Consider the following 22,775-nt stretch of genomic DNA (forward strand, 5'->3'; position numbering starts at 1 on the left):
GTCAGCCCACCTTGATTCTCGGGTCGAGGGCCGCGTAGACGAGGTCCGCGATGAGGTTGAAGAGCACGGCGAGCGTGCCGGTGACCACGAAGAACGCCATGACGGGGTTGGGGTCGTGCACGGCCAGCGCATCGACGAAGAGGCGGCCCATGCCGGTCCAGCCGAACACCGTCTCGGTGATGACGGCGCCGCCGATGAGCGCGCCGATGTCGAAGGCGATGATCGTGGTGATCGGGATCAGCGCGTTGCGGAACGCGTGCCGGACGATCACCGTGCGACCGGTGAGGCCCTTCGCACGCGCGGTGCGGATGTAGTCCTGGTTCATCACCTCGAGCAGGCTCGCGCGCGAGTAGCGGGTGTAGCTCGCGAACGAGATGAGGATGATCGCGATCGTGGGCAGCAGCAGGTGCGTGAACAGGTCGATGCCCTGCACCCAGAAGTTGCCGCCGAGTCCAGGCGTCGAGGCCCCCACCGTCGCGATCGGACGGCCGCGCACGCGGCTGGAGTTGGCGTACGCCTCCCAATACGACATGTACTTGTCCAGCGCGATGAAGGCGGCGACGATGAACCCGACGATCGCGGTGGTCCGCACGACGGGCCCCCGGTCGGGAGCGCCCATGAACCAGCCGATCGCCCCCGAGACGACGACGGCGCCCACTGCCAGGAGCACGAAGACCCACAGCGTCATCCCGTTCAGGATGTAGTTCATCATCGGCGAGTACAGCGCGATGCCGATGGCCGCGACGATGAGGGACGCGTACAGCGCCTTGCGGTTGCGCAGGCCCGTCGAGATGGCCGTCACGCCGACGGCCACGCCGATCGCGAGGAAGGCGTACACGACGATGCCGATGCTGGGGTCTGCGAACCACTGGGTCACCGACAGGAACGTCAGCACCGCTGCGGTGGCGACCGCCGAGATGCCGAAGACGGTCAGCCGGCGGCGCCATCTCCCGCCGACCAGCGACATCCAGATCAAGCCGGCGAAGATCGACATGCCGATGATCACGGGTACCGAGATCGTCGGGTCGCCGAGCCAGTTGTTCAGCTGGATGGCACCGTACTGCTTGAGCAGCACCGCGACCCAGAAGATGGGCAGCGAGAAGAACAGGAATGACAGCAGCGTCACCCCGTAGTCGAAGCCCGTGTACTGGCGCAGCGCCGACACGATGCCGACCGTGATGCCCAGCACGATGGCCACGATCGTCGCCGTGGTGACCAGCGTCAGCGTCGACGTGATCGCGTTGCCCAGCAGGGCGTTGACGGGCTGGTTCTGGATGCTGATGCCGAAGTCCCCGCGGAAGAGCGCGCCGAGCCACAGGAAGTAGCGCAGCGGCGGGGGGACGTCGAGGTTGAGGAGCTTGGTGCGAGCTTCCATGAGCTCGGCTTTGTTCGGTGCATTGCTCTGCCGCAGGTCCTCGAGGGGATCGCCCGAGAAGGACACCAGCAGATACATCAGGAATGTCGCGGCGAAGAGCACGAAGATCGACGCGATCAACCGCCGGATGATGAATGAAGCCATGTTGTGGCCGCCTGCCAATCGATGAAGCAGCGCAGGAGGGCCGGCGAGACGCTCGGCCCGTCCTCCGCCGCTGAGGAGGAGTCTAACGCGGTGGGGTGCAGGCCCCTCGGGGACCTGCACCCCACTTCGGTCACGACCCGGGCATGAGCCCGGCCGTGAGCCGTTATGCGCTTACTCCTCCGAGCCGCCGTCCGTGACTTCCCAGTCCCAGGCGTTCCAGAAGATCGTCGGGGCGAGGATCGACGCGTCGATGTTGGTGACGCGGTCGCTGAAGGCGGTGACCTCGGGGAACTGGAAGATCGTGACTCCGTAGAAGTCCTCCCACAGCAGGCGGTCCATCTCCTGCTGCAGCTCGATCTGGGCCTCCGCGTCGAACTCGACGTTCAGCTGGGAGATGATCTCGTCGACCTCAGCGTTCGAGTAGAAGTTGAGGTTGTTGATTCCACCGGTCTCGAACGTCGGCAGCGAGTTGGTCACGCCGAGGCTCGTCGACTGCCAGCCGAAGAGCGACGCGTCGTAGGCGCCGGGCGTGCCGAGCAGGCCGCCCCACTCCTCCGAGCCGCAGTCCGTGACGTTGAAGCCCGCCGAGTTGGCCGACTGCTGGATGAGCGAGAACTCGTTCACACGACGCGGGTTGTTCGAGGCGTACAGGATGCAGACCTCGGTGTTGGTGACACCCGACTCGGCGAGCAGCGCCTTGGCGCCCTCGATGTCGACCTCGGCGTAGTCCGCGGAGGTGTTGTTCGCGGCCGAGTCGTCGTAGCCCTCTGCACCCGGCACGAACAGCTGCGAGTCACGCAGGATCGCGTCGTCGCCGATGATCGGCTTGATGAGCGTGTCGACGATCTCCTGACGCGGGATCGTCTTCATGAACGCCTCGCGAACGAGCGGGTTCGAGAAGATGTTCTCCGGGTTGCGACCCTGGTCGAACTGCAGGTCGACGTGCTCGTAGGTGCCGCCGAGGCCCGTGTTGACCGTGATGCCGTCGATGCCCTCGAGCGCCGTCGTGATGTCGGCGGTCGCCTGGGGCTGGATGATGTCGACCTCGCCGTTCTCCAGCGCCTGGACCGCAGCGAGCGGGTCAGGGATGAAGCGGATCGTGATCTCCTCGATGTTCGCGGTGTTGTCACCGGCGTACTCGGGGTTCGCGGTCAGCGTGACGTACTGGTCGGCGACGTAGTCGCTGATCATGTACGGGCCGCTCGCGGTGACCAGCTCGGGGTCGTCGGGCATCTCGGTGAAGTTGAAGCCCGAGTTCCAGAACGACGAGATCGGCGCCAGCGCGGCGGCGTCCTCGTCCTGGATCGCGTCGAGGATCGCCTGCTTGGCCGCCTCGTTGTCGTCGAGCTCGAGAGCCTTCTTCGCGACGATGTGGGCCGGCAGCATCGCTCCGACACCCGCGAACGTGAGCTCCCAGTCCACGAAGGGCTGGTCGTACGTCATCGTGATCGACTTGCCGTCGTCGCCGACCTCGGGGGTCTCCGAGACCAGGCCGAGGCCCGACGTGGGCGTCGCACCCGAGTCGAAGTAGACGACATCGGTCGGGAACGACTCGGTGAACTCACCCGTGTCGGGGTCGGTGAACTCTGCCGGGTCGAAGTCCGGGGTGTCCAGCGAGCGCGAGTTGGCGGCCCAGTGCAGCAGCATGTCGGCGGCGTCGACGGGCGTGCCGTCGGACCAGCTCGCGTCGTCGGAGATCGTGTACTTGACGGTGAGCGGGTCTTCGCTGACGAGCTCGTACGAGCCGAACGACTCGTTCTTCACCAGCTCCGGCGTGTTGTCGTAGTAGTTGAAGCCGTCGAGCACCAAGTAGTTGATGTTGTTGTTCGCGGTCGCGTTGCCGAACGACGTGTTGCCGTTCATCGAGTAGAACGCCTGGTTCCACGCAGCCGTGATCGACGAGCCTTCGACGAGACCGGAGTCATCGTTGTTCTCTTCGCCACCACCGGCGGTGCAGCCCGAGATCACCAGTGCGCCGACTGCGGTGAGTGCCACCGCAGTCGAGATGCGCTTAATTCTCACTGTTCCTCCTGTGCAGGGTAATGCGCACACGACCAGTCGATGACCGGTCGGTGCGCGGATGGGAACACGATAAGCACCGGCTGTGAGATGGTCAAAACGATCGACGAAAACGTTACAGAGCCTTAACTCAATCGACGCCGAGTGTGACAATCTGACAAGATGACTCCCCCGAACGCGCCCGCGAACCAGAGGGAATCCACTACCCTTCCCCGGCTGGACCGGTATGGCCGGCAGCGACTGCGGTGGGAGGTCTGGATCGTCCTGGCGATCACGGTCGGCCAGTCCGCCGTGTACTCCGTCCTCTCGCTCGTCCGCAAGCTCCTCGCACCCGTCCCGCTGGGTTCGCAGCAGACGCAGGTCAATCCGTCGCGCGACGCCCAGGCGGTCTGGGACGTGGTGTATCAGCTCCTGTCGGTCTTCTTCGCGCTGGCGCTCGTGGCCCTCGTCGTCTACCTGCTGTGGGAGCCGGGTGGCAACGCGCTGCGCCGCATCGGGCTGGACTTCACGCGGTTCGGCGGCGACGTCGGCCGCGGCATCCTGCTCGCCGCCGTCATCGGCCTGCCGGGGCTCGCGCTGTACGCCGTCGGACGGGTGCTGGGCATCACGGTCGCGGTGGTGGCCTCGCCGCTGGACGCGGCGTGGTACACCGTCCCCCTCCTCCTGCTGTCCGCCCTGCGCGCCGGGCTGACGGAGGAGGTCATCTTCATCGGCTACCTCTTCGACCGCCTGCGCCGCCTGGGCTGGGGCGACTGGACGATCATCCTCACGACCGCCGCGCTGCGCGGCGCGTACCACGCCTACCAGGGCATCGGCGCGATCGTCGGCAACATCGTGATGGGCATCGTCTTCGGCTGGTGCTACCGCCGATGGGGCCGGGTCATGCCGCTCGTGATCGCGCACACGGTGCTCGACGTCGTCGCCTTCGTCGGGTACCCGCTCGCCGTCGCCCTCTGGCCCGGCGTCTTCGCGCCCGTCCCGACGCCGACCCTCACCCCGACCCCGACCCCGACTCCGGCCGCCGCGTCCTGACGGGCCAGGCCGCGGCATCCCGTCGCTCCGGGGGTGTCAGGCGAACGCCTCGATCGGGGGGCACGCGCACACGAGGTTCCGGTCGCCGTAGGCCTGGTCGATGCGGCGCACCGGCGGCCAGTACTTCGTGCGCACGAGCGCGTGGACGGGATACACGGCGGTCTCGCGGGAGTACGGATGCGACCACTCGCCGGCCACGACCGACTCGGCGGTGTGGGGGGCGTTGACCAGCGGGTTGTCGGCGGCGGGCCACTCCCCCGCGGCCACACGGTCGGCCTCGGCCTTGATCGCGATCATCGCCTCGATGAAGCGCTCGATCTCGGCCAGGTCCTCGGACTCCGTGGGCTCCACCATGAGCGTCCCCGCGACCGGGAACGACATCGTCGGGGCGTGGAAGCCGTAGTCGATGAGACGCTTGGCCACGTCGTCCACGGTCACGCCGGTGGCCTCACGCAGCGGGCGCAGGTCGAGGATGCACTCGTGCGCGACGAGTCCCCCCTCACCGGTGTAGAGCACCGGGTAGTGCTCGCGGAGCCGGAACGCGATGTAGTTCGCGGCGAGCACCGCGGACGCGGTCGCCGCGCGGAGGCCCTCGGCGCCCATCATCCGCACGTACGCCCACGAGATCGGCAGGATGCTCGCCGAGCCGTGGGGCGCGGCAGAGATCGGGCCGCCGTCGAACACGCCGCCGGCGTGGTCCTTGCGCTGCGAGAACGGGTGGCTCGGCAGGAACGGCGCGAGGTGCGCCTTGGCCGCGACCGGGCCGACGCCCGGTCCGCCGCCGCCGTGGGGGATCGCGAACGTCTTGTGCAGGTTCAGGTGCGACACGTCGCCGCCGAGGTCGCCGAACCGGGCATAGCCCAGCAGCGCGTTGAGGTTCGCGCCGTCGACGTACACCTGGCCGCCGGCGTCGTGCACCGCCTGCGTGATCTCCAGCACGTCCTGCTCGTACACGCCGTGCGTCGACGGGTACGTGATCATGAGCGCGGCGAGCTCGTCTGCGTGCGCCGCGATCTTCGCACGCAGGTCCTCGAGGTCGACGTTGCCCTGGTCGTCGCAGGCCACGACGACCACCCGCATCCCCGCGAGCACGGCGGATGCCGCGTTGGTGCCGTGCGCCGACGATGGGATGAGGCAGACCGTGCGACCCGGGTCGCCGTTCGCCCGGTGATAGCCGCGGATCGCCATGAGCCCGGCGAGCTCGCCCTGCGACCCCGCGTTCGGCTGCAGCGAGACGGCGTCGTAGCCAGTCACCTCCGCCAGCCACACCTCGAGCTGCTCGATCATCGCGAGATAGCCGTGCACGTCGGCCTCGGGGGCGAACGGGTGCACCCGTGAGAACTCCGGCCACGACACCGCCGCCATCTCGGTGGCCGCGTTCAGCTTCATCGTGCACGAGCCGAGCGGGATCATGCCGCGATCCAGCGCGTAGTCGCGATCGGCGAGCTGCTTGAGATAGCGCATCATGGCCGTCTCGGAGCGGTGGGTGTTGAACACCGGGTGGGTGAGGAACTCCTCGACGCGGCGGAGCTCCGCCGGCACGCCCGCGAGCGGCTCGGCGTCGGTGAACGGCAGCACGCGCTCCCCCTGGGCGCCCGCACCGAGGAACTCCCCCTCCGGCAGGCCGAACGCCCACGCGACGGCCGCCAGGTCGTCCTCGGTCGTGGTCTCGTCGACCGAGACGCCGACCGTCGCGTCGTCCGCCCAGAAGAGCTGATACCCGCGCTCCCGCGCGCGCTCGATCACGCGTCGCGACGCACCGGGCGTCGCGACGCGGATGGTGTCGAAGAACGAGTCCGACCGCAGCGACAGCCCGTACTCGCGCAGTCGCGCGCCGAGCGCCTCGGCCTTCTTCGCGACGTCGGTCGCGATCGCGCGAAGGCCGTCGGGACCGTGGTAGACCGCGTACATCGAGGCCATCACCGCCAGCAGCACCTGCGAGGTGCAGATGTTCGACGTGGCCTTCTCGCGCCGGATGTGCTGCTCGCGCGTCTGCAGCGCGAGGCGGTAGGCGGCGTGACCGGCGGCATCCTGCGACACCCCGACCAGGCGTCCCGGCAGCTGCCGCTCCAGACCCTGACGCACCGCCATGTAGCCGGCGTGCGGGCCGCCGAATCCGAGCGGCACGCCGAACCTCTGGGTCGTGCCGACGGCCACGTCGGCACCGAACGATCCGGGTGAGCGCAGCAGCGTCAGCGCGAGGATGTCCGCGGCGACGACGACGAGACCGCCCGCGACGTGCGCCGCATCGACGACGCCCGAGGGGTCCCAGACGTTCCCCGAGGCGCCCGGGTACTGGACCAGCACGCCGAAGAGCTCGTCGGGCAGCGTCGCGCCGCGGGCGAGGTCGAGCTCGACGAGCCGGATGCCGACGGCCGCCGCCCGGTGGGCGAGCAGGGCCTTCGTCTGCGGGAGCGTGTCGGCGTCGACCACGAAAACGTCGGAGGCGGACTTGGAGCCGCGCCGGGCGACGAGCATGCCCTCGACGACCGCGGTGGACTCGTCGAGCATCGACGCGTTCGCCGTCGCGAGACCAGTGAGATCGGTCACCATCGTCTGGAAGTTGATCAGCGCCTCGAGCCGGCCCTGCGAGATCTCGGGCTGATAGGGCGTGTAGGCGGTGTACCACGAGGGGTTCTCGAGCACGTTGCGCGCGATGACCGACGGGGTGAGCGTGTCGGCGTAGCCGAGTCCGATCATCGGGCGCGCGGTGCGGTTCTGCGACGCCAGCGCGCGCAGCTCGGCGAGCGCCTGCGCCTCCGTCGCAGCGGGCGGGATGTCGCTCGTGGACCGCGGCGTGGCGTGGATGGATGCCGGCACCGCCGCCGCCACGAGCGCGTCGACGCTGTCGTAGCCGAGCGCGTCCAGCATGAGCCGCTGGGCCGCGGCATCCGTCCCGATGTGACGGTCGGCGAACAGACCCGTCATTCGGCGCCCCCGGTCAGCGAGATGTACGCGTCGCGGTCCAGGAGGCCCGCCACCGCGGCGGGGTCGACCGTGATCTTCACGAGCCACCCGGCGCCGAACGGGTCGGCGTTGACGAGACCGGGGTCGTCCACCACGGCGTCGTTGACCGCGACGACCTCGCCCGTCAGCGGCGCGTACAGCTCGCCCACCGACTTCGTCGACTCGATCTCGCCCACGACGGTGGCGGCCGTGACGGCGCTCCCCACGGCGGGCAGCTCCACGAACACGACGTCGCCGAGCTTGTCGGCGGCGTATGAGGTGATGCCGACGGTGGCCACATCGCCGTCGAGGGCGACCCACTCGTGCTCGGCGGTGTACTTGAGGGCGGTGAGGTCGGTCATGTGTTCCTCCGATAGAAGGGCAGGGCGGTCACGGTCGCGGGGATGCGCGTCCCCCGCACGTCGATGTAGAGCTCGGTCGCGGGCGCGCTCGCCGCGGGCGGGACGAAGGCCATGGCGATCGGATGCCCCAGGGTCGGGCTGAGCGCGCCGCTGGTGATCTCGCCCACCGGCGTGTCGGCGTCGGGGCTGTCGAAGACGGCGTACCCGGCGCGGCCGGCGCGACGCCCCTCCGCGACGAGGCCGACGAGCACCGGGGCGTCGGCGGCGGCGCCGGCCTCCAGTGCGGCACGTCCGACGAAGTCGGCGTCCTTCGTCTTCAGCGGCGCGACGCGGCCCAGTCCGGCCTGGGCGGGCAGGACGTCGAGCGAGAGCTCATGGCCGTAGAGCGGCATGCCGGCCTCCAGACGCAGGGTGTCCCGTGCGGCGAGGCCCGCCGGCACCAGGCCGAGCGGTTCGCCGGCCGCGAGCAGCGCATCCCAGAGGGCACCGGCCGCACGGTTCGGAACGAGCAGCTCGAAGCCGTCCTCGCCCGTGTACCCGGTGCGGCCGATGAAGACGTGCTCGCCGTGGAACCGCGACGAGGACCATGCGTAGTATCCGAGGTCCTCGAGCGACGGGTCGGTGCCCTCCAGCGGGGCGGCCTCCAGCACAGCGCGCGCGATGGGGCCCTGCACCGCGATGAGCGCGACCTCGTCGGTGATGTCCGCGACGGTCGCGACGCCGCTCACGCCCTCGAGGTGGAGGAACGCCTCGGTGCCCGCGCCGGCGGGAGGATCTGCGGCGAAGGACGCTGCCACGGGCGCGCGGCGCGCGCGCTCGGCGAACGCGGCGGCCACGGCATCCCGGTTCCCGGCGTTCGCGATCACCAGGAAGCGGTCGTCCGCGATGCGGTAGACGATGACGTCGTCGACGATGCCGCCGTCCTCGGACAGCACGAGCGAGTACTTCGCCTTCCCGACCCGCATCGGCGAGATCGCGCCCGCCACCGCGTAGTCCAGGAATGCGGCGGCGTCGCGACCGGTGACGAGGAACTCGGCCATGTGCGAGATGTCGAACAGGCCCGCGGCGGTGCGGACCGCGTGGTGCTCGGCGAGGTCCGAGGTGTAGCGCACCGGCATCAGCCAGCCGCCGAAGTCGGTGAAGGAGGCGCCGAGCGCCTCGTGGCGCGCATGCAGGACGGTGGTGCGGGGCGGAGCGTCGCTCGGTTCGGTCATGAGTTCTCCCGGTCGTGGGCGGGCAGGCGCCTGTCGACGCCTGTGAACTCCCCCTCTGTCATGGGCCTGAGAGCTTCGCCGGATGCGAGGCATCCTGCTTTCACCGTCGGCGGATCCCGGGCGACGCGTCGCGTCGCTTGAATCGCTTTCCAGAGTCGGCCTGCCCGAACGGTACGCGTACCTGAGAGATTGGCGGGGAGGCTTGCTCCTTCGGTGCCCGGCGATCGCGCTGCCGAGGCTCTCCCGCCCGGGTCATGGGCCGTTGTTGACTTGCGGGGCCAGCATACCGGTCGGCGACCCGATCCACGCGGTTTCGGCGATTCCGTCCGCCGCCGCCGCCGGTTCAGCCCACGCAGGACCCCGACGAGACCGGGTCCGACAGCGACGGCGCCTGGGCGGCGACCGGGGTGAGCTCGGCCATCGTCATGGCGTAGCCGAGGTCCTCGTCGTTCTCCGCCCGCGCGAAGACGACGCCCGCGACGGCACCGTCGGCGGTCAGCACCGGACCGCCCGAGTTGCCCGGCCGCACCACGGACTGCAGCGCATAGATCTCGCGGGGGTTCCACGACTCGTCGTACACGTCGGGGACCGTGGCGGTGCCCACCGACTGCACCGCCGCCGGCACCATGGCGAACGGGCCGCCGAAGGGGTAGCCCTGCACGACGGCCGCGTCGCCGGCGGCGAGCGTGGGAGCGAACGGCAGGGCGGTGGCGCCGAGCTCGTCGACGGCGATCACGGCGATGTCGTCCACGGGATCGAAGTACACGACGCGTCCCTCGCGCGCGGCGACGCCCGGGAGCTCGACGATGGGCGTGTCGACGCCCGCCACGACGTGCGCGTTGGTGACGACGCGGTCGGCGGCGACGACGAATCCGGTCCCGGCCGATCCGCGTCCGCAGGCGTACGCGTTGCCGGTGATGCGGGCGACGGATGCCGCGGCGCGCTGCAGCTCCGGATCGTCCAGGGCGACCGGCGGTGCCGGCTCGACGGTGACCGGCCCGAGGAGCTGGCCGAGGCCGGGCAGCCCGTCGTCGAGGACGGCGCCGCGCAGCTCCGCGAGGGCCGCCGCGACCGGGTCGGGCGTGGCGGCCTCGATGCCCCGCAGGATGCTCGAGGACGCGACGGCCGACGAGACCCCCGGGATGCCGGCGACGGCGACCGCAGGAGCCACGAGGGCGAGCGCGAGGACGGCGGCGAACACCGAGGCGACGCCACCGAGGAAGCGCTCGACGCCGCGGAGCTTCAGCCGGTCGGCGCCCGAGCGCAGCGCCGAGCCGATGGCGGAGCCCAGCGCCGCCCCCACGAACACGAGGCCGACCGCCGTGAGGAGCACGGCGGGGCCGCGCCACACCGGCGACGGGACCCAGGTGCCCACCAGGGGTGTCAGCCAGAACGCGGCCAGTGCGCCGGCGGCGAGGCCGGCGAGGGTGCCGATGCTCGCGAAGAAGCCCCGCTGCGCACCGCTCACGAGAGCGGCCAGCAGGACGAGGACGACGATCACGTCGACGACGATCATCGCCACCCCTTCCGCACGGCCGGACTGCTCCCGCCAGGCTACGCATCGAGCCTGTGAGGGCACCGCGACACCCGGGCTCCGGCGCGTGTTACCCCAGGGGTTTCGCTTCTGGTCACTCTGACACTATGATCGTGGATGGAGAGTTAGAGTCATGATGACAAGAACAGCACCCGACCCCGTCCCGGCCGACGCGATCCGCGTCGCGGTCTCGACGGTGATCTTCACGCTGCGCCGCCTTCCCGGCAGCGACGGCGTCCAGGTGGTGCTCCCGCTGGTGCGGCGCACCCGCGACCCGCACGAGGGCCAGTGGGCGCTCCCCGGCGGCTGGCTGGATGCGGCGGAGGGCCTTGATGCCGCGGCGTCGCGCACGCTCGCCGAGACGACGGGGCTGGCGCCGAGCTACCTCGAGCAGCTGTACGCGTTCGGCGCGGTCGACCGCTCCCCCACCAGGGTCGTCTCGATCGTGTACTGGGCGCTGCTGCGGGCGGACGAGATCGCCGACGGCACGGTCGAGAACGTCGAGTGGTTCGATGCCACGCGGCTCCCGCGACTCGCGTTCGACCACAACGAGATCGTCGACTACGCCCTGTGGCGCCTGCGCAACAAGGTCGGCTACAGCCGCATCGCCCACGGCCTCCTCGCCGACGAGTTCACGCTCGCCGAGCTGCGCGAGGTGTACGAGGTGGTCCTCGGCCGGCGCCTCGATCCGGCGAACTTCCGCCGCCAGGTCGAGAACTCCGGCACCCTCATCCCCACCGACCGGTTCCGCACCGGCAGCCACCGCCCGGCCCGGCTGTACCGGTACAACCAGGACGTCGAACTGGCCGACCGCGGCCCGCTCGGCGCCCGAGACTGACCCGCACCCGAACGAGAGAGCCCATCATGTCCGCCATCAACATCGCTCTGCAGCCTCGGCCAGACCTCGACGCGTCCGTCGATCACGCGATCCAGGCGATCGTCGCCGGTGCGCAGACCGGCGAGACCTGCAACACCGACCTCGCCGCCGGTCCGTGGGACTTCGACGCCCGCCCGGGGTACGGGCCCGGATCGTCGATGGGCGACGTGATCCCGACCGGCGCCCCCCGCCAGGGCGAGCTGCCGCGGGAGTATCGCGAGGCCTCCGAGGAAGAGCTCGACGCGCGCATCCGCGCCGCCAAGGCGACCCTCGGCGAGCGCGTCGTCGTGCTGGGCCACTTCTACCAGCGCGAGGAGGTCGTCGTGCACGCGGACTACGTGGGCGACTCGTTCCAGCTCGCCAACGCGGCGCTCGAGCACCCGGACGCCGAGGCGATCGTGTTCTGCGGCGTGCACTTCATGGCGGAGACCGCCGACCTGCTGTCGCGGCCCGAGCAGGCGGTCATCCTGCCCAACCTCGCCGCGGGCTGCTCGATGGCCGACATGGCCGACATCGACCAGGTCGAGGAGTGCTGGGAGCAGCTCGCCGACGTCTACGGCGAGCTCGACGCCGTCGACGAGGAGGGCCTCGTCCCCGTCGTCCCCGTGACCTACATGAACTCCTCGGCCGCCATCAAGGGCTTCGTCGGTCGCCACGGCGGCATCGTGTGCACGTCCTCGAACGCGCGGACGGTGCTCGAGTGGGCCTTCGCGCGCGGCCGCCGCGTCCTCTTCTTCCCCGACCAGCACCTCGGCCGCAACACGGCGAAGGCGATGGGAGTGCCGCTCGAGCAGATGCCCATGTGGAATCCGCGCAAGCCGCTGGGCGGGGCATCCGCCGACCAGCTCGCCGATGCGCGCGTGATCCTGTGGCACGGCTTCTGCTCGGTGCACCGCCGCTTCTCGGTCGACCAGATCGAGAAGGCGCGCGCGGAGCACCCGGGCGTGCGGGTCATCGTGCACCCGGAGTGCCCCATGGAGGTCGTGGATGCCGCGGACGAGGCCGGTTCGACCGACTACATCCGCAAGGCGATCGAGGCCGCGACCGAGCCTGCCACCTTCGCGATCGGCACCGAGGTGAACCTCGTGCAGCGACTGGCCGCCCAGCACCCGCAGCACGACATCTTCTGCCTCGACCCCGTCGTGTGCCCGTGCTCGACGATGTACCGCATCCACCCGGGCTACCTCGCCTGGGTGCTCGAGGGTCTCGTGGCCGGCGAGGTGCGCAACCGCATCACGGTGCCGCAGGACGTCGCCGATCCGGCACGACTGGCGCTGGAGCGCATGCTCGCCGCCAAGCCGCCCGCCGCCCCCGCCGCCGCATGGGAGCACGCATCATGACTCCGCAGCCGGACCGCGCTCCGCACGCGGTCATCGTCGGGTCGGGCATCGCGGGCCTCCTTACCGCCCTGCACGCGGTGGAGCACGGATGCCGCGTCACGCTGGTGACCAAGGACGTCCTCGAGCACGCCAACACCCGGTACGCCCAGGGCGGGATCGCGGGCGTCATGTTCGACGACGACCGCGCCGACGACCACCTGCACGACACCCTCGTCGCCGGAGCGGGCCTCAGCGACCCCGACGCCGTCCGGGTGCTCGTCGACGAGGGCCCTGACCGCATCCGCGAGCTGATCGACCTGGGGGTCGCGTTCGACCGCGACGGCAGCGGCGGATTCGTGAAGGGTCTCGAAGCGGCGCACTCCTATCCGCGCATCCTCCACGCCGGCGGCGACGCCACCGGCACGGCCATCGAGCGGGCGCTGGTCGCCCGCCTGCGGTCGAGCGCCGTGACCGTCATCGAACACGCGTTCCTCGTCGACCTGCTGACCGATGGGACCCGGGCAACGGGCGTGGAGCTGCTGGTCGGCGAGACGGATTCCTCACCCGGCCGCCGCGAGGCGCTTGCGGGCGATGCGGTGGTGCTGGCGACGGGCGGCGCCGGCGAGCTCTACGCGCACTCGACGAACCCCGAGGTGGCGACGGGCGACGGCATCGCCGCTGCTGTCCGGGCCGGCGCGGCCGTCGCAGACCTCGAGTTCTTCCAGTTCCACCCGACGGTGCTCGCGGTCGGCGATTCGTTCCTCGTGTCGGAGGCGGTCCGCGGCGAGGGCGCGACGCTCGTCGACGAGCGTGGCCGCCGCTTCGCGTTCGACGCCCACCCCGACGGCGAGCTCGCACCCCGGGACGTCGTCGCCCGGGCGATCGCGCGGCGGATGGAGGAGCAGGACGGCCGGCCCGTGCTCCTCGACGCAACGGGCATCCACTCCGCCGACCCCGCGGAGCGCGCCGCGTTCCTCGCCCGCCGCTTCCCCACGATCGACCGCGCGGTGCGCGAGCGCGGGCTCGACTGGGCGCGCCAGCCGATCCCCGTGACGCCGGCCGCCCACTACCTCATGGGCGGGGTCGTGACCGACCTCTACGGACGCACGACGCTGCCGGGCCTGTACGCGGTCGGCGAGGTCGCCCGCACCGGCGTCCACGGAGCGAACCGGCTGGCGTCCAACTCGCTGCTGGAGGGCGCCGTGTTCGGCGCCCGGGCCGGCGACGCGATCGCCGCGGACGCGGCATCCGCATCGTGGCCCGCTCCCGTGCCGCCGACGTCCGGGACGCGTGAGCACTGCGCGGAAGGCGGGCGCGCACCGGCCTTCACGCGAGCGGCGCTGCAGCACCTGATGTGGGAGCACGCCGGACTCCGGCGCGACGAGGCCGGCCTCGCGCACGCGGCATCCGTCATCGCGGCGTGGCGTGCGCAGCACCGGGCCCCCTCCTCCGAGCACGACCGGGAGGACGAGAACCTGCTCCTCGTCGCCGAGCACCTGGTGGCGGCGGCCCGCGACCGCAGCGAGTCCGTCGGGGCGCACTTCCGCTCGGATGCCGCGCCCGTCCCCGTCGGCGCGGTGAAGGAGGCGGTCGCATGCTGAGCCGTGCCCACATCGATCGGGTCGTCGCGCTCGCACTCGAGGAGGACGCGCCGTGGGGCGACCTCACGAGCGAGGCGCTCATCCCCGAGAACGCGGTCGCGCGCGCCGACCTGGTCGCGCGGGAGCGCGGCGTCTTCTCCGGCGGCGAGGTCTTCGAGGCGGCGTTCCGGCTCACCGACCCGCGCACCGACGTCCAGCTCGTCGTCGAGGACGGCGAGTGGTTCGAGCCCGGAGCCGTGCTGGCGGTCGTGACCGGCCCTGCCCGAGGCGTCCTGCAGGCCGAGCGCATCGGGCTCAACTTCGTCCAGCGCATGTCGGGCATCGCGACGCTCACCGGCGCCTATGTCGCCGAGGTGGCGCACACCGGCGCCCGCATCGCCGACACCCGCAAGACGACACCGGGCCTGCGCTCGTTCGAGCGCAAGGCGGTGCGAGACGGCGGCGGCCGCAACCACCGCCACTCGCTGTCGGACGCGGTGATGGCCAAGGACAACCACCTCGCCGTGCTCGCGCAGAAGGGCGTGTCGGCGACCGCTGCGCTGCGCTCGGCGAAGGACCTGCTCCCCCACACGACGCACATCGAGGTCGAGGTCGACCGCCTCGATCAGATCGAGCCGGTGCTCGCCGCGGGCATCGGCACGATCATGCTCGACAACTTCTCGCTCGAGGATCTTCGCGCGGGCGTCGCCCAGGTGGCCGGCCGGGCGACCGTCGAGGCGTCCGGCGGCGTCTCGCTCGAGACCGTGCGTGCGATCGCCGAGACCGGCGTCGACGTCGTCTCCGTCGGCGCGCTGACCCACTCCGCCCGCGCACTCGACCTCGGGCTCGACGTGCGCCTCGACGCCCCGTGACCCGGGCAGGCGCACGATGAGCATGCTGTACCTCGACAACGCCGCCACGACACCGGTGCGCCCCGAGGTGCTCGAGGCGATGATGCCGTACCTCACCCGGTGGTACGGCAATCCGTCCAGCCACCACACCGTGGGCGAGGCGGCGGCCGACGCTCTCGCCGACGCCCGCACCCGCGTCGCCCGCGTGCTCGGCCTGCGATCGGGAGACGTCGTCTTCACCTCGGGCGGCACCGAGGCCAACAACCTCGCGATCAAGGGCATCGCGATCGCCGCCGCGCAGCGCCGGGACGACCGGCGCGCCCACGTCATCACCACGCCGATCGAGCACGAGTCGGTGCTCGAATCCGTCGCGTACCTCGAGCGCGTGCACGGGTACGCGGTGACGCGGGTGCCCGTCGACGCGCACGGACGTGTGGATCCGGATGCTGTGGCCGAGAGCCTGCGCGATGACACGGCGCTGGTGAGCCTGGGGTACGCCAACAACGAGGTCGGCACGGTGCAGGATGCCGCGGCGATCGCGGCGCTCCTGCGCGATCGGCGGGTGCCGCTGCACCTCGACGCCGTGCAGGCGGCGGGCTGGCTGCCGCTGTCGGCGGACGAACTCGGGTACGACGCGATCTCGCTGGCCGGCCACAAGCTCGGAGCACCCAAGGGCACCGGGGTGCTCTGCGTGCGCGGGCGCATCCCGCTCGAGCCGCTGCTCCACGGCGGCGGGCAGGAGCGCGGCCGCCGCAGCGGCACCGAGGACGTCGCGGGCGCCGTCGGGCTGGCGACGGCGCTGGAGCTGGCCGAGTCCGACCGCGTGGCGGCATCCGCGCGCGTGAGCGCCCTCCGCGACCGCTTCATCACGCGGGTGCTCGAGAGCATCCCGCCGGCGCGGCTCACCGGCGACCCGGTGCACCGGCTTCCCGGCACGGCGAGCTTCACCTTCGCCGGCACCAGCGGCGAGGCGGTGCTGCTCGAGCTGGAACGGCGCGGCGTCGTGTCGTCGAGCGGGTCCGCCTGCGCCGCCGGCAGCGACGAGCCGTCGCACGTGCTCGTGGCCATGGGCGTGGCACCCGACGTCGCCCGGACAGCCGTGCGCTTCACCTTCCCGCGCTGGCTCAACGCCCCTCTCGACGCCGTCGCCGATGCCGTCGCCGCCTCGGTCGCGGCCGTCGCCGCACCGGGCCGATGACGCCGGCGCCGCGGCGCCGGGCCGCCTCGCCGCGCCCGTAGGATCGGACGGTGACCCCCGCCGTGACCGTCATCGTCCCCGGGTACGACGTGGCGCTCTACGCCGCCGAGGCGCTCGAATCCCTCCGCGCCCAGACGCGCACGGACTGGGTCGCCATCCTCGTCGACGACGCCTCGAACGACGACACCGGCAGGCTTTTCGACGCCGCGGCGGCGCACGACGAGCGCTTCACCGTGATCCATCATCCCCGGCAGCGCGGACTGGGCGCGGCGCGCAACACCGGACTCGACCTCGTGCGCACCCCGTTCGTGGGCTTCCTCGACGCCGACGACCGGCTTGCGCCGCGGGCCCTGGAGCGGCTCGTCGGCACCGTCGCCGCCAGCGGCAGCGACTTCGCGGTGGGCGCGTACGTGCGGCTGCGGCCCGACACCGCCGGCGGATACGAGGCGGGGAGCGTGCAGCCGTGGGTGGCCGCCGCGACCGATCCGGCGCGGGTCGGCACGACGCTCGCCCGGCACCCGGAGGCGTCCGGCAACATCGTCGCGTGGTCGAAGGTCAGCCGAGCCGACCTGTGGCAGCGCACCGGCCTGCGCTTCCCCGTCGGGAAGGCCTACGAGGACCAGGTCGTCGCGCAGCAGATGTACACGCGCGCGCGGGCGTTCGACGTCATCCCGGACGTCGTCGTCGAATGGCGCGAGCGCGCGGACGGCTCCTCCATCACCCAGCACAAGAGCGAGCTGCCCGTGCTGCGCGACTACCTGGAAGCCCTCTCCGGCGGGGTCGCGGTGCTCGACGCGGCCGGACAGCAGCGGGCGGTGGCATCCCGCGTCCGGCTGATCCTGGGAATGGACCTGCCGCCGCTCGTCGACATCGCCCGCCACCACCCCGACGACGCGTACCGCCGCGCGCTCGGCTCGTTCGCCCGGGCGCTGACGCCGCACGCCGAGCCCGGGTCGCTGCCCGACGCCGCGGCGACGGCGCTGGCCGCCGCATCCCTGTGGTGACGTCGCCGGCGCGGATCAGCCCTCGAGCGGCCGGTCGCCGACGACCGCCCGCCCGATGCCGCGCTCCTCGAGCTGCGCGGCGGTGAGCGCGAGGGGTTGGTCCGGCGCGGTGTCGGCGCGGCGTTCGGGGTGATCGGCGGGCGGCTGATCGACCTCCGCCTCGAGGATGCGGGTGGTCGCGAGCTGCTGCGCCGCGAGCTCGGCGTAGAGTCCGCCGGCGGCCAGCAGCGAACCGTGCGTGCCGGACTCCACGATGCGGCCGGCCTCGACGACATGGATCACGTCGGCGTCGATCACCGTCGAGAGGCGATGGGCGATCGAGAGGGTGGTGCGGCCCCGCGCCGCGGCATCCAACGCCTCCTGCACCACGCGCTCCGACACCGTGTCGAGGGCCGACGTCGCCTCGTCGAGGAGCAGCACGGGAGGGTCCTTCAGCAGCACGCGGGCGATGGCGATCCGCTGCTTCTCGCCGCCCGAGAGACGGTAGCCGCGCTCGCCGACGACGGTGTCGTAGCCCTGCTCGAAGCGCTCGATCACGTGGTGGATGTTGGCCGCGCGACAGGCGGCCTCAAGCTCCGCGTCGGTCGCGTCGGGCTTGGCGTAGCGCAGGTTCTCGCGGATCGTCGCGTGGAACAGGTACGTCTCCTGCGACACGATGCCGACGCTGTCGACGATGGATTCCTGCCGGAGCCGCCGCACGTCCTCGCCCGCGAACAGGACGGATCCCTCGGATGCCTCGTACAGTCGCGGCGTCAGGTACAGCACGGTGGTCTTGCCCGCGCCGGACGGCCCGACGAACGCGACGTGCTGGCCGGGGTCGGCCACGAAGGACACGCCCTGCAGGGTCGCCCTCGTGTCGGGGGCGGCATCCGGATACCGGAACACCACGTCGCGGAACTCGATGCGCCCGACAGGACCCGGCGCCTGCGAGACGTCGATCGCATCGGGGGCGTCCTTGATCGCCGGCACCAGGTCGAGGTACTCGAAGATGCGCGCGAACAGCGCCGCCGAGGTCTGCAGGTCGAGCGAGACGCGCATGAGGCCCATGAGCGGCATGAGCAGCCGCGCCTGCACCGTCGTGAACGCGACGATCGTGCCGGCGGTGATGGCGTCGGTGCCGCTGCCGATGAGGTAGCCCGACACGAGGTAGATGATCGCCGGGACGCTGGCCATGATGACCTGCACGACGGCGAAGAAGCCCTGCCCGCTCATGGCCCGCCGCACCTGCAGGCGGACCTGGTTGACGTTCTCGTCGGCATAGCGGGCGGACTCGGTGCGCTGACGGTTGAAGGACTTGGAGAGCAGGATGCCCGAGACGCTCAGCGTCTCCTGGGTGATGGCCGTCAGCTCCGACAGCGACTCCTGCGTCTCGCCGGCGATGCGCGCCCGCACCTGGCCGACGCGGCGCTGGATGAGGATGAGGAAGGGCATCAGCACGACCGCGATGATCGTGAGCCGCCAGTCGATGAGGATCATGGCCACCAGCGACGCCACGACCGTGACGGTGTTGCCGAGGATGCTCGTCACCGTGTTGGTGAGCACGCCGGAGACCCCGCCGACGTCGTTCTGCAGACGCGACTGGATGACGCCCGTCTTGGTGCGCGTGAAGAACCCGAGCTCCATCGACTGGAGGTGGTCGAACAGCTTCACCCGCAGGTCGCCGGTGACCCGGTTGCCGACCGTGGACGTCAGCCACGTCTGCACGACGCCGACCACGGCCGACAGCAGGAAGAGCACGATCATGGCCAGCACGAGCTGCCAGAGGAGCGTCAGGTCGGGGGCGGAGCCGTCGACGGGGAACAGCGCGTCGTCGAAGACCCGCTGCACCAGCAGCGGCGGGATGACCGCGATGCCCGCTCCCACGACCACGAGCACGCCGGTGATCGCGATCGAGAACGTGTACGGCCGGAAGAGCGCGACGACCCGGCGGCCCAGGTTCGGGATCCGGGGAGCCTCGGCGTTGGCCTTGCGCTGCGCCTCGGTGTCGACCGGCCGGAACCCGGGGTGCCCTCCGCCGCCTCCACCACCGCGCATGCTCACCCCGCCAGCCTAATTCCGCCCGCCGACGCTAGGCTCGTGCCGTGAACTCCACCCCGGACCGTCCCGAGCACGACGGCAGCGACCTTGCCGAGCTCCGCGAGGAGATCGACGCGCTCAAGGCCATCCCCCACGAGGAGATCGTGAGTCCGACGCCCAAGGGCATCGAGGATCGCGAGCCCGAGCCCGAGCCGACCGACGCGATCGGCTCGGAGGACTGGGACGACGAGGAGCCCGCCGGGCGCTGACCGCGCGACCGGCGCACGCCGGCATTCCCGCGACCGATCGGGAATGCGATGTCGGAGCCTGCGGTTAAGTTGGAGGCTTGCCATCGTCGGGTGGCGCTTCGCTGTCCATCCGAGCCTCGAGGAGACGACTTTTGGCCGCCATCGAAACGAATCCCGGTACCGGCAGCATGCCCGCCGTCTCCCGCCAGGCGGCCGGTGCCCCCGTCGCCCTCCGCCCCGAGGAGAACCGCGTCATCTGGCTGCTCCTGGCGGCCGCTTTCGTCGCGATCCTCAACGAGACGACCATGGGCGTCGCGATCCCGCACCTCATCGTCGACCTCGGCATCACCGCGCTCGCCGCGCAGTGGCTGACCACGGCGTTCATGCTGACCATGGCGGTGATCATCCCGATCACCGGCTTCCTGCTGCGCCGCTTCACCACGCGAACGATGTTCGTCGCCGCGATGTCGCTGTTCTCGACGGGCACGCTCCTCGCGTTCCTCGCGCCCGGGTTCCCGATGCTCCTCATCGCGCGCGTCGTGCAGGCCTCGGGCACCGCCATCATGATGCCGCTGCTCATGACGACGCTGATGACCGTGGTGCCCGCAGCCATCCGCGGTCGCATGATGGGCCGCGTCAGCATCGTGATCTCGCTCGCCCCCGCGATCGGCCCGACGCTCGCCGGCGCCATCCTGAACAACTTCGAGTGGCGCTGGATCTTCGGAATGGTGCTGCCGATCGCGATCGTGGCGCTCGTCGTCGGCGCCCGCTGGATCCACAACCTCGGTGAGACCACGCGCGCGCCGATCGACGTGCTGTCGGTGATCCTGTCGGCCCTCGGCTTCGGTGGCCTCGTCTTCGGCCTCAGCCAGCTGGGCGCCGGCGGTCACGGGGGCGGAGCGGATGCCGCCGCTGCGACCGCCGCCTCGACGACGACGCTCATCGTGTCGCTGAGCATCGGCGTGGTGGCCCTCGGCCTCTTCGGCTGGCGACAGGTGCGCCTCCAGCGCAAGGACGACGCACTGCTGGACCTGCGGGTGTTCCGCAGCACGAACTTCTCCCTGTCGATCGCGCAGATGGCCATCATGTCGATGGCGTTCTTCGGCGCCATCACCATCGTGCCGCTCTACCTCCAGGACGTGCTGGGCGCAGACCCGCTGACGGCGGGCCTCGTGGTGCTGCCCGGCGCGCTGGCGATGGGTCTGGCGGGTCCCTTCATCGGCCGCATCTACGACCGCTGGGGCACCACGGTGCTGCTGGTGCCGGGCGCCGTCATCACCAGCTCGCTGCTGTGGTTCTACACGACGTTCACGACCGAGACGCCGGTGTGGCTCGTCGCCGTCGCGCAGACCGCGCTGTCGCTGGGTCTCGCACTCTCCTTCACGCCCCTGTTCACGGCCTCGCTCGCATCGCTGCAGCCCCGGTTCTACTCGTACGGATCGGCGGTCGTCGGCACCGTTCAGCAGGTCGCCGGTGCTGCAGGGATCGCCCTGATGTTCGGCGTCATGGCCGCCGGCACGTCGGCCGCGGTGGCATCCGGCGCCGACGAGGCCGCTGCCGGCGCGGCCGGGACCCACGCGGCGTTCCTCACGGCCGCATTCCTGTCGCTGCCGCTCCTGGTGGGCGCATTCCTCATCCGCAAGCCCGCCGACCAGCCGGTCGGGGCGCCTGCCGCGCACTGACGACGTATCACGCCGATGCCCCGCCCCTCGACAAGGGGTGGGGCATCCGCGATTCTGGATGGCGCCCGAGAACCGACGGGAAGGCAGCAGCATGATCGTCAGCACACCCGATGTCGACACCGCCGCGGGACACGTCGCCGAGATGTACCAGGCGGACCTGCGAGAAGACGGGTTCGTCTTCGCCCACACGCGGGCGATGGCGGTGAATCCTGAGGCGCATCAGGCCTTCGAGGCGCTGATCGGGGCGATCCTGCCCTCGATCGGCCTGCGCACGTACGAGCTCGCCACCCTCGGCGCAGCCCGTGCCCTGGGGTCGGAGCACTGCCTCCTGGCCCACGGGCGCAAGTCGCTGCGGGCGGGACTCCTGGACGAGGACCAGCTGGCCCGGCTCGTCCGCGACGGCGCGGCTGCCGGCACCGGCCTGAGCGATGCCGACGCCGCGGTCGTGCAGTACGCCGAGAGGCTGTCGACGGATGCTGCGGCGATGACCGACGCAGACGCGCAGCGCTTGCGCGATGTGGGGTTCACCGACCGCCAGATCGTGGACATCACCCTGGCCGCCGGTGCGCGCAACTTCTTCAGCAGGTCGCTGCAGGCGCTCGCCGTGCCGGCGGACGACGTGCCGGGGCTCAGCGCGTCGCTCACCTCCGCGCTGCGCGGGACCCGCGGCGCGGCCCGCGTCAGTGGTGGATGACGGCCTTCAGGAGGATGAGGACGCCGCCGAACGCGGCGGTGGTCAGGGCGCTCAGGATGCGCGGGAGCCAGTGAGTGCTCCAGCGGGCGACGGCGATCCACCCGAGCGCGCCGAGCATCACGGTGTTGACGATGAGGGCCACCCACAGGGAGGTGCTGTCCTCGATCACCCGGGAGGTTCCCAGGAGCAGGATCGTGAGCGGCGGCACCGACGCGAGGAGCATGCCGCCGGACTGACGCGACGAGGCCCTCAGGCTGGCGCGAAGACCGGCGTGACCGTCGGTGGCCGCCAGCCTGCCCAGCGTGCCGGCGAAGACGTGCGCCGCGAAGAACACGACGACTGTCACGGCGACCGTGATGAACGCGTCCAGCGACGTGCCCGTCGACGAGCCGCTCACGACGATCATCCCGGACACGAGGATCAGGCCGTAGATCGCCTCCTCGGACATGAGGATGCGCCCGACGCGCGGGGTGATGTGCAGCTGTTCGTCGGTCATCAGCGCGGCGAGAGTCGACTTCGGGCGCCGGGCCTCAGCCCATGCCGCAGGCGCCGCCACCGCAGCAGGAGCTGCCGGACTCGACGACCGTGAGGAGGTTCTTGTCGTCGGAGACGGGGGCGAGGGTGATCGGGGCGGGCTGCTGCGACGTGGTCATGTCGTCCATGCTACCCACGCCGTGCAG

General features: G+C 71.2%; 19 protein-coding genes and 2 riboswitches. Of the genes, 10 read left to right on the forward strand and 9 right to left on the reverse strand.

Annotated features, from left to right (window positions below; genetic code table 11):
• Nucleotide 1 precedes the first annotated feature (1 nt).
• Nucleotides 2-1,519: an ABC transporter permease gene (locus V6R91_RS18505; protein WP_336396391.1), complete on the reverse strand. Its 1,518-nt coding sequence runs from the start codon at nt 1,517-1,519 to the stop codon at nt 2-4.
• A 171-nt stretch (nt 1,520-1,690) separates the two neighbouring features.
• A complete protein-coding gene (locus tag V6R91_RS18510; RefSeq protein ID WP_336396392.1) occupies nt 1,691-3,514 on the reverse strand; it encodes an ABC transporter family substrate-binding protein in 1,824 nt (607 codons plus the stop codon).
• A 186-nt stretch (nt 3,515-3,700) separates the two neighbouring features.
• On the opposite strand from V6R91_RS18510, the gene V6R91_RS18515 reads away from it, so the two are divergent.
• Nucleotides 3,701-4,570 (forward strand): CPBP family intramembrane glutamic endopeptidase, encoded by an 870-nt coding sequence (locus V6R91_RS18515; protein WP_336396393.1) that lies wholly within the window; start codon nt 3,701-3,703, stop codon nt 4,568-4,570.
• Nucleotides 4,571-4,606: 36 nt separating this feature from the next.
• Here V6R91_RS18515 and gcvP read toward each other — a convergent pair whose 3' ends face one another.
• From gcvP to V6R91_RS18535, 4 genes are all read right to left on the reverse strand, one after another.
• On the reverse strand, nt 4,607-7,498 hold the full coding sequence (gene gcvP / locus V6R91_RS18520; protein WP_336396394.1) for an aminomethyl-transferring glycine dehydrogenase: 2,892 nt from the start codon (nt 7,496-7,498) through the stop codon (nt 4,607-4,609).
• Nucleotides 7,495-7,878: a glycine cleavage system protein GcvH gene (gcvH, locus tag V6R91_RS18525; protein ID WP_336396395.1), complete on the reverse strand. Its 384-nt coding sequence runs from the start codon at nt 7,876-7,878 to the stop codon at nt 7,495-7,497. The genes gcvP and gcvH overlap by 4 nt, the downstream gene beginning before the upstream one ends.
• The gene (locus tag V6R91_RS18530) at nt 7,875-9,092 is read right to left on the reverse strand and encodes a glycine cleavage system aminomethyltransferase GcvT (protein WP_336396396.1); all 1,218 of its coding nucleotides are present in this window, start codon (nt 9,090-9,092) and stop codon (nt 7,875-7,877) included. Before V6R91_RS18530 ends, gcvH begins: the two co-directional genes overlap by 4 nt.
• Before the next feature lie 48 nt (nt 9,093-9,140).
• A riboswitch (glycine riboswitch) is annotated at nt 9,141-9,250 on the reverse strand.
• Between the two features lies 1 nt (nt 9,251).
• A riboswitch (glycine riboswitch) is annotated at nt 9,252-9,348 on the reverse strand.
• A gap of 87 nt (nt 9,349-9,435) precedes the next feature.
• Nucleotides 9,436-10,608, reverse strand: a complete 1,173-nt coding sequence (locus tag V6R91_RS18535) for a MarP family serine protease (protein WP_336396397.1) — start codon at nt 10,606-10,608, stop codon at nt 9,436-9,438.
• A 154-nt stretch (nt 10,609-10,762) separates the two neighbouring features.
• On the opposite strand from V6R91_RS18535, the gene V6R91_RS18540 reads away from it, so the two are divergent.
• Genes V6R91_RS18540 through V6R91_RS18565 form a run of 6 tightly spaced genes read left to right on the forward strand, consistent with a single transcriptional unit; the run spans nt 10,763 to nt 17,455 of the window.
• A complete protein-coding gene (locus V6R91_RS18540) occupies nt 10,763-11,464 on the forward strand; it encodes an NUDIX hydrolase (RefSeq protein ID WP_336396759.1) in 702 nt (233 codons plus the stop codon).
• Between the two features lie 26 nt (nt 11,465-11,490).
• Nucleotides 11,491-12,843 (forward strand): quinolinate synthase NadA, encoded by a 1,353-nt coding sequence (gene nadA / locus V6R91_RS18545; protein WP_336396398.1) that lies wholly within the window; start codon nt 11,491-11,493, stop codon nt 12,841-12,843.
• Nucleotides 12,840-14,423 (forward strand): L-aspartate oxidase, encoded by a 1,584-nt coding sequence (nadB, locus tag V6R91_RS18550; RefSeq protein ID WP_336396399.1) that lies wholly within the window; start codon nt 12,840-12,842, stop codon nt 14,421-14,423. The genes nadA and nadB overlap by 4 nt, the downstream gene beginning before the upstream one ends.
• On the forward strand, nt 14,417-15,274 hold the full coding sequence (gene nadC / locus V6R91_RS18555; RefSeq protein ID WP_336396400.1) for a carboxylating nicotinate-nucleotide diphosphorylase: 858 nt from the start codon (nt 14,417-14,419) through the stop codon (nt 15,272-15,274). The genes nadB and nadC overlap by 7 nt, the downstream gene beginning before the upstream one ends.
• Nucleotides 15,275-15,296: 22 nt before the next feature.
• Nucleotides 15,297-16,451: a cysteine desulfurase family protein gene (locus V6R91_RS18560; RefSeq protein ID WP_336396760.1), complete on the forward strand. Its 1,155-nt coding sequence runs from the start codon at nt 15,297-15,299 to the stop codon at nt 16,449-16,451.
• Between the two features lie 50 nt (nt 16,452-16,501).
• On the forward strand, nt 16,502-17,455 hold the full coding sequence (locus V6R91_RS18565; RefSeq protein ID WP_336396401.1) for a glycosyltransferase family 2 protein: 954 nt from the start codon (nt 16,502-16,504) through the stop codon (nt 17,453-17,455).
• 15 nt (nt 17,456-17,470) lie between these two features.
• Here V6R91_RS18565 and V6R91_RS18570 read toward each other — a convergent pair whose 3' ends face one another.
• On the reverse strand, nt 17,471-19,489 hold the full coding sequence (locus V6R91_RS18570) for an ABC transporter ATP-binding protein (protein ID WP_336396761.1): 2,019 nt from the start codon (nt 19,487-19,489) through the stop codon (nt 17,471-17,473).
• Between the two features lie 47 nt (nt 19,490-19,536).
• Here V6R91_RS18570 and V6R91_RS18575 point away from each other — a divergent pair, with 47 nt between their 5' ends.
• The 3 genes from V6R91_RS18575 (at nt 19,537) to V6R91_RS18585 (ending at nt 22,095) form a co-directional block, all read left to right on the forward strand.
• Nucleotides 19,537-19,740 carry a hypothetical protein gene (locus tag V6R91_RS18575; protein ID WP_336396402.1) on the forward strand — a complete coding sequence of 68 codons (204 nt, stop codon included), beginning with the start codon at nt 19,537-19,539 and terminating at the stop codon, nt 19,738-19,740.
• Between the two features lie 167 nt (nt 19,741-19,907).
• Entirely contained in the window at nt 19,908-21,401 is a 1,494-nt protein-coding gene (locus tag V6R91_RS18580) for a DHA2 family efflux MFS transporter permease subunit (RefSeq protein ID WP_336396762.1), read from the forward strand.
• A 91-nt stretch (nt 21,402-21,492) separates the two neighbouring features.
• On the forward strand, nt 21,493-22,095 hold the full coding sequence (locus tag V6R91_RS18585; RefSeq protein WP_336396403.1) for a carboxymuconolactone decarboxylase family protein: 603 nt from the start codon (nt 21,493-21,495) through the stop codon (nt 22,093-22,095).
• Here V6R91_RS18585 and V6R91_RS18590 read toward each other — a convergent pair.
• Nucleotides 22,082-22,591 carry a hypothetical protein gene (locus V6R91_RS18590; protein WP_336396404.1) on the reverse strand — a complete coding sequence of 170 codons (510 nt, stop codon included), beginning with the start codon at nt 22,589-22,591 and terminating at the stop codon, nt 22,082-22,084. The genes V6R91_RS18585 and V6R91_RS18590 overlap by 14 nt on opposite strands.
• A 34-nt stretch (nt 22,592-22,625) precedes the next feature.
• On the reverse strand, nt 22,626-22,748 hold the full coding sequence (locus V6R91_RS18595; RefSeq protein ID WP_336396405.1) for a hypothetical protein: 123 nt from the start codon (nt 22,746-22,748) through the stop codon (nt 22,626-22,628).
• Nucleotides 22,749-22,775 lie beyond the last annotated feature (27 nt).

Source organism: Microbacterium sp. CCNWLW41 (assembly GCF_037083505.1).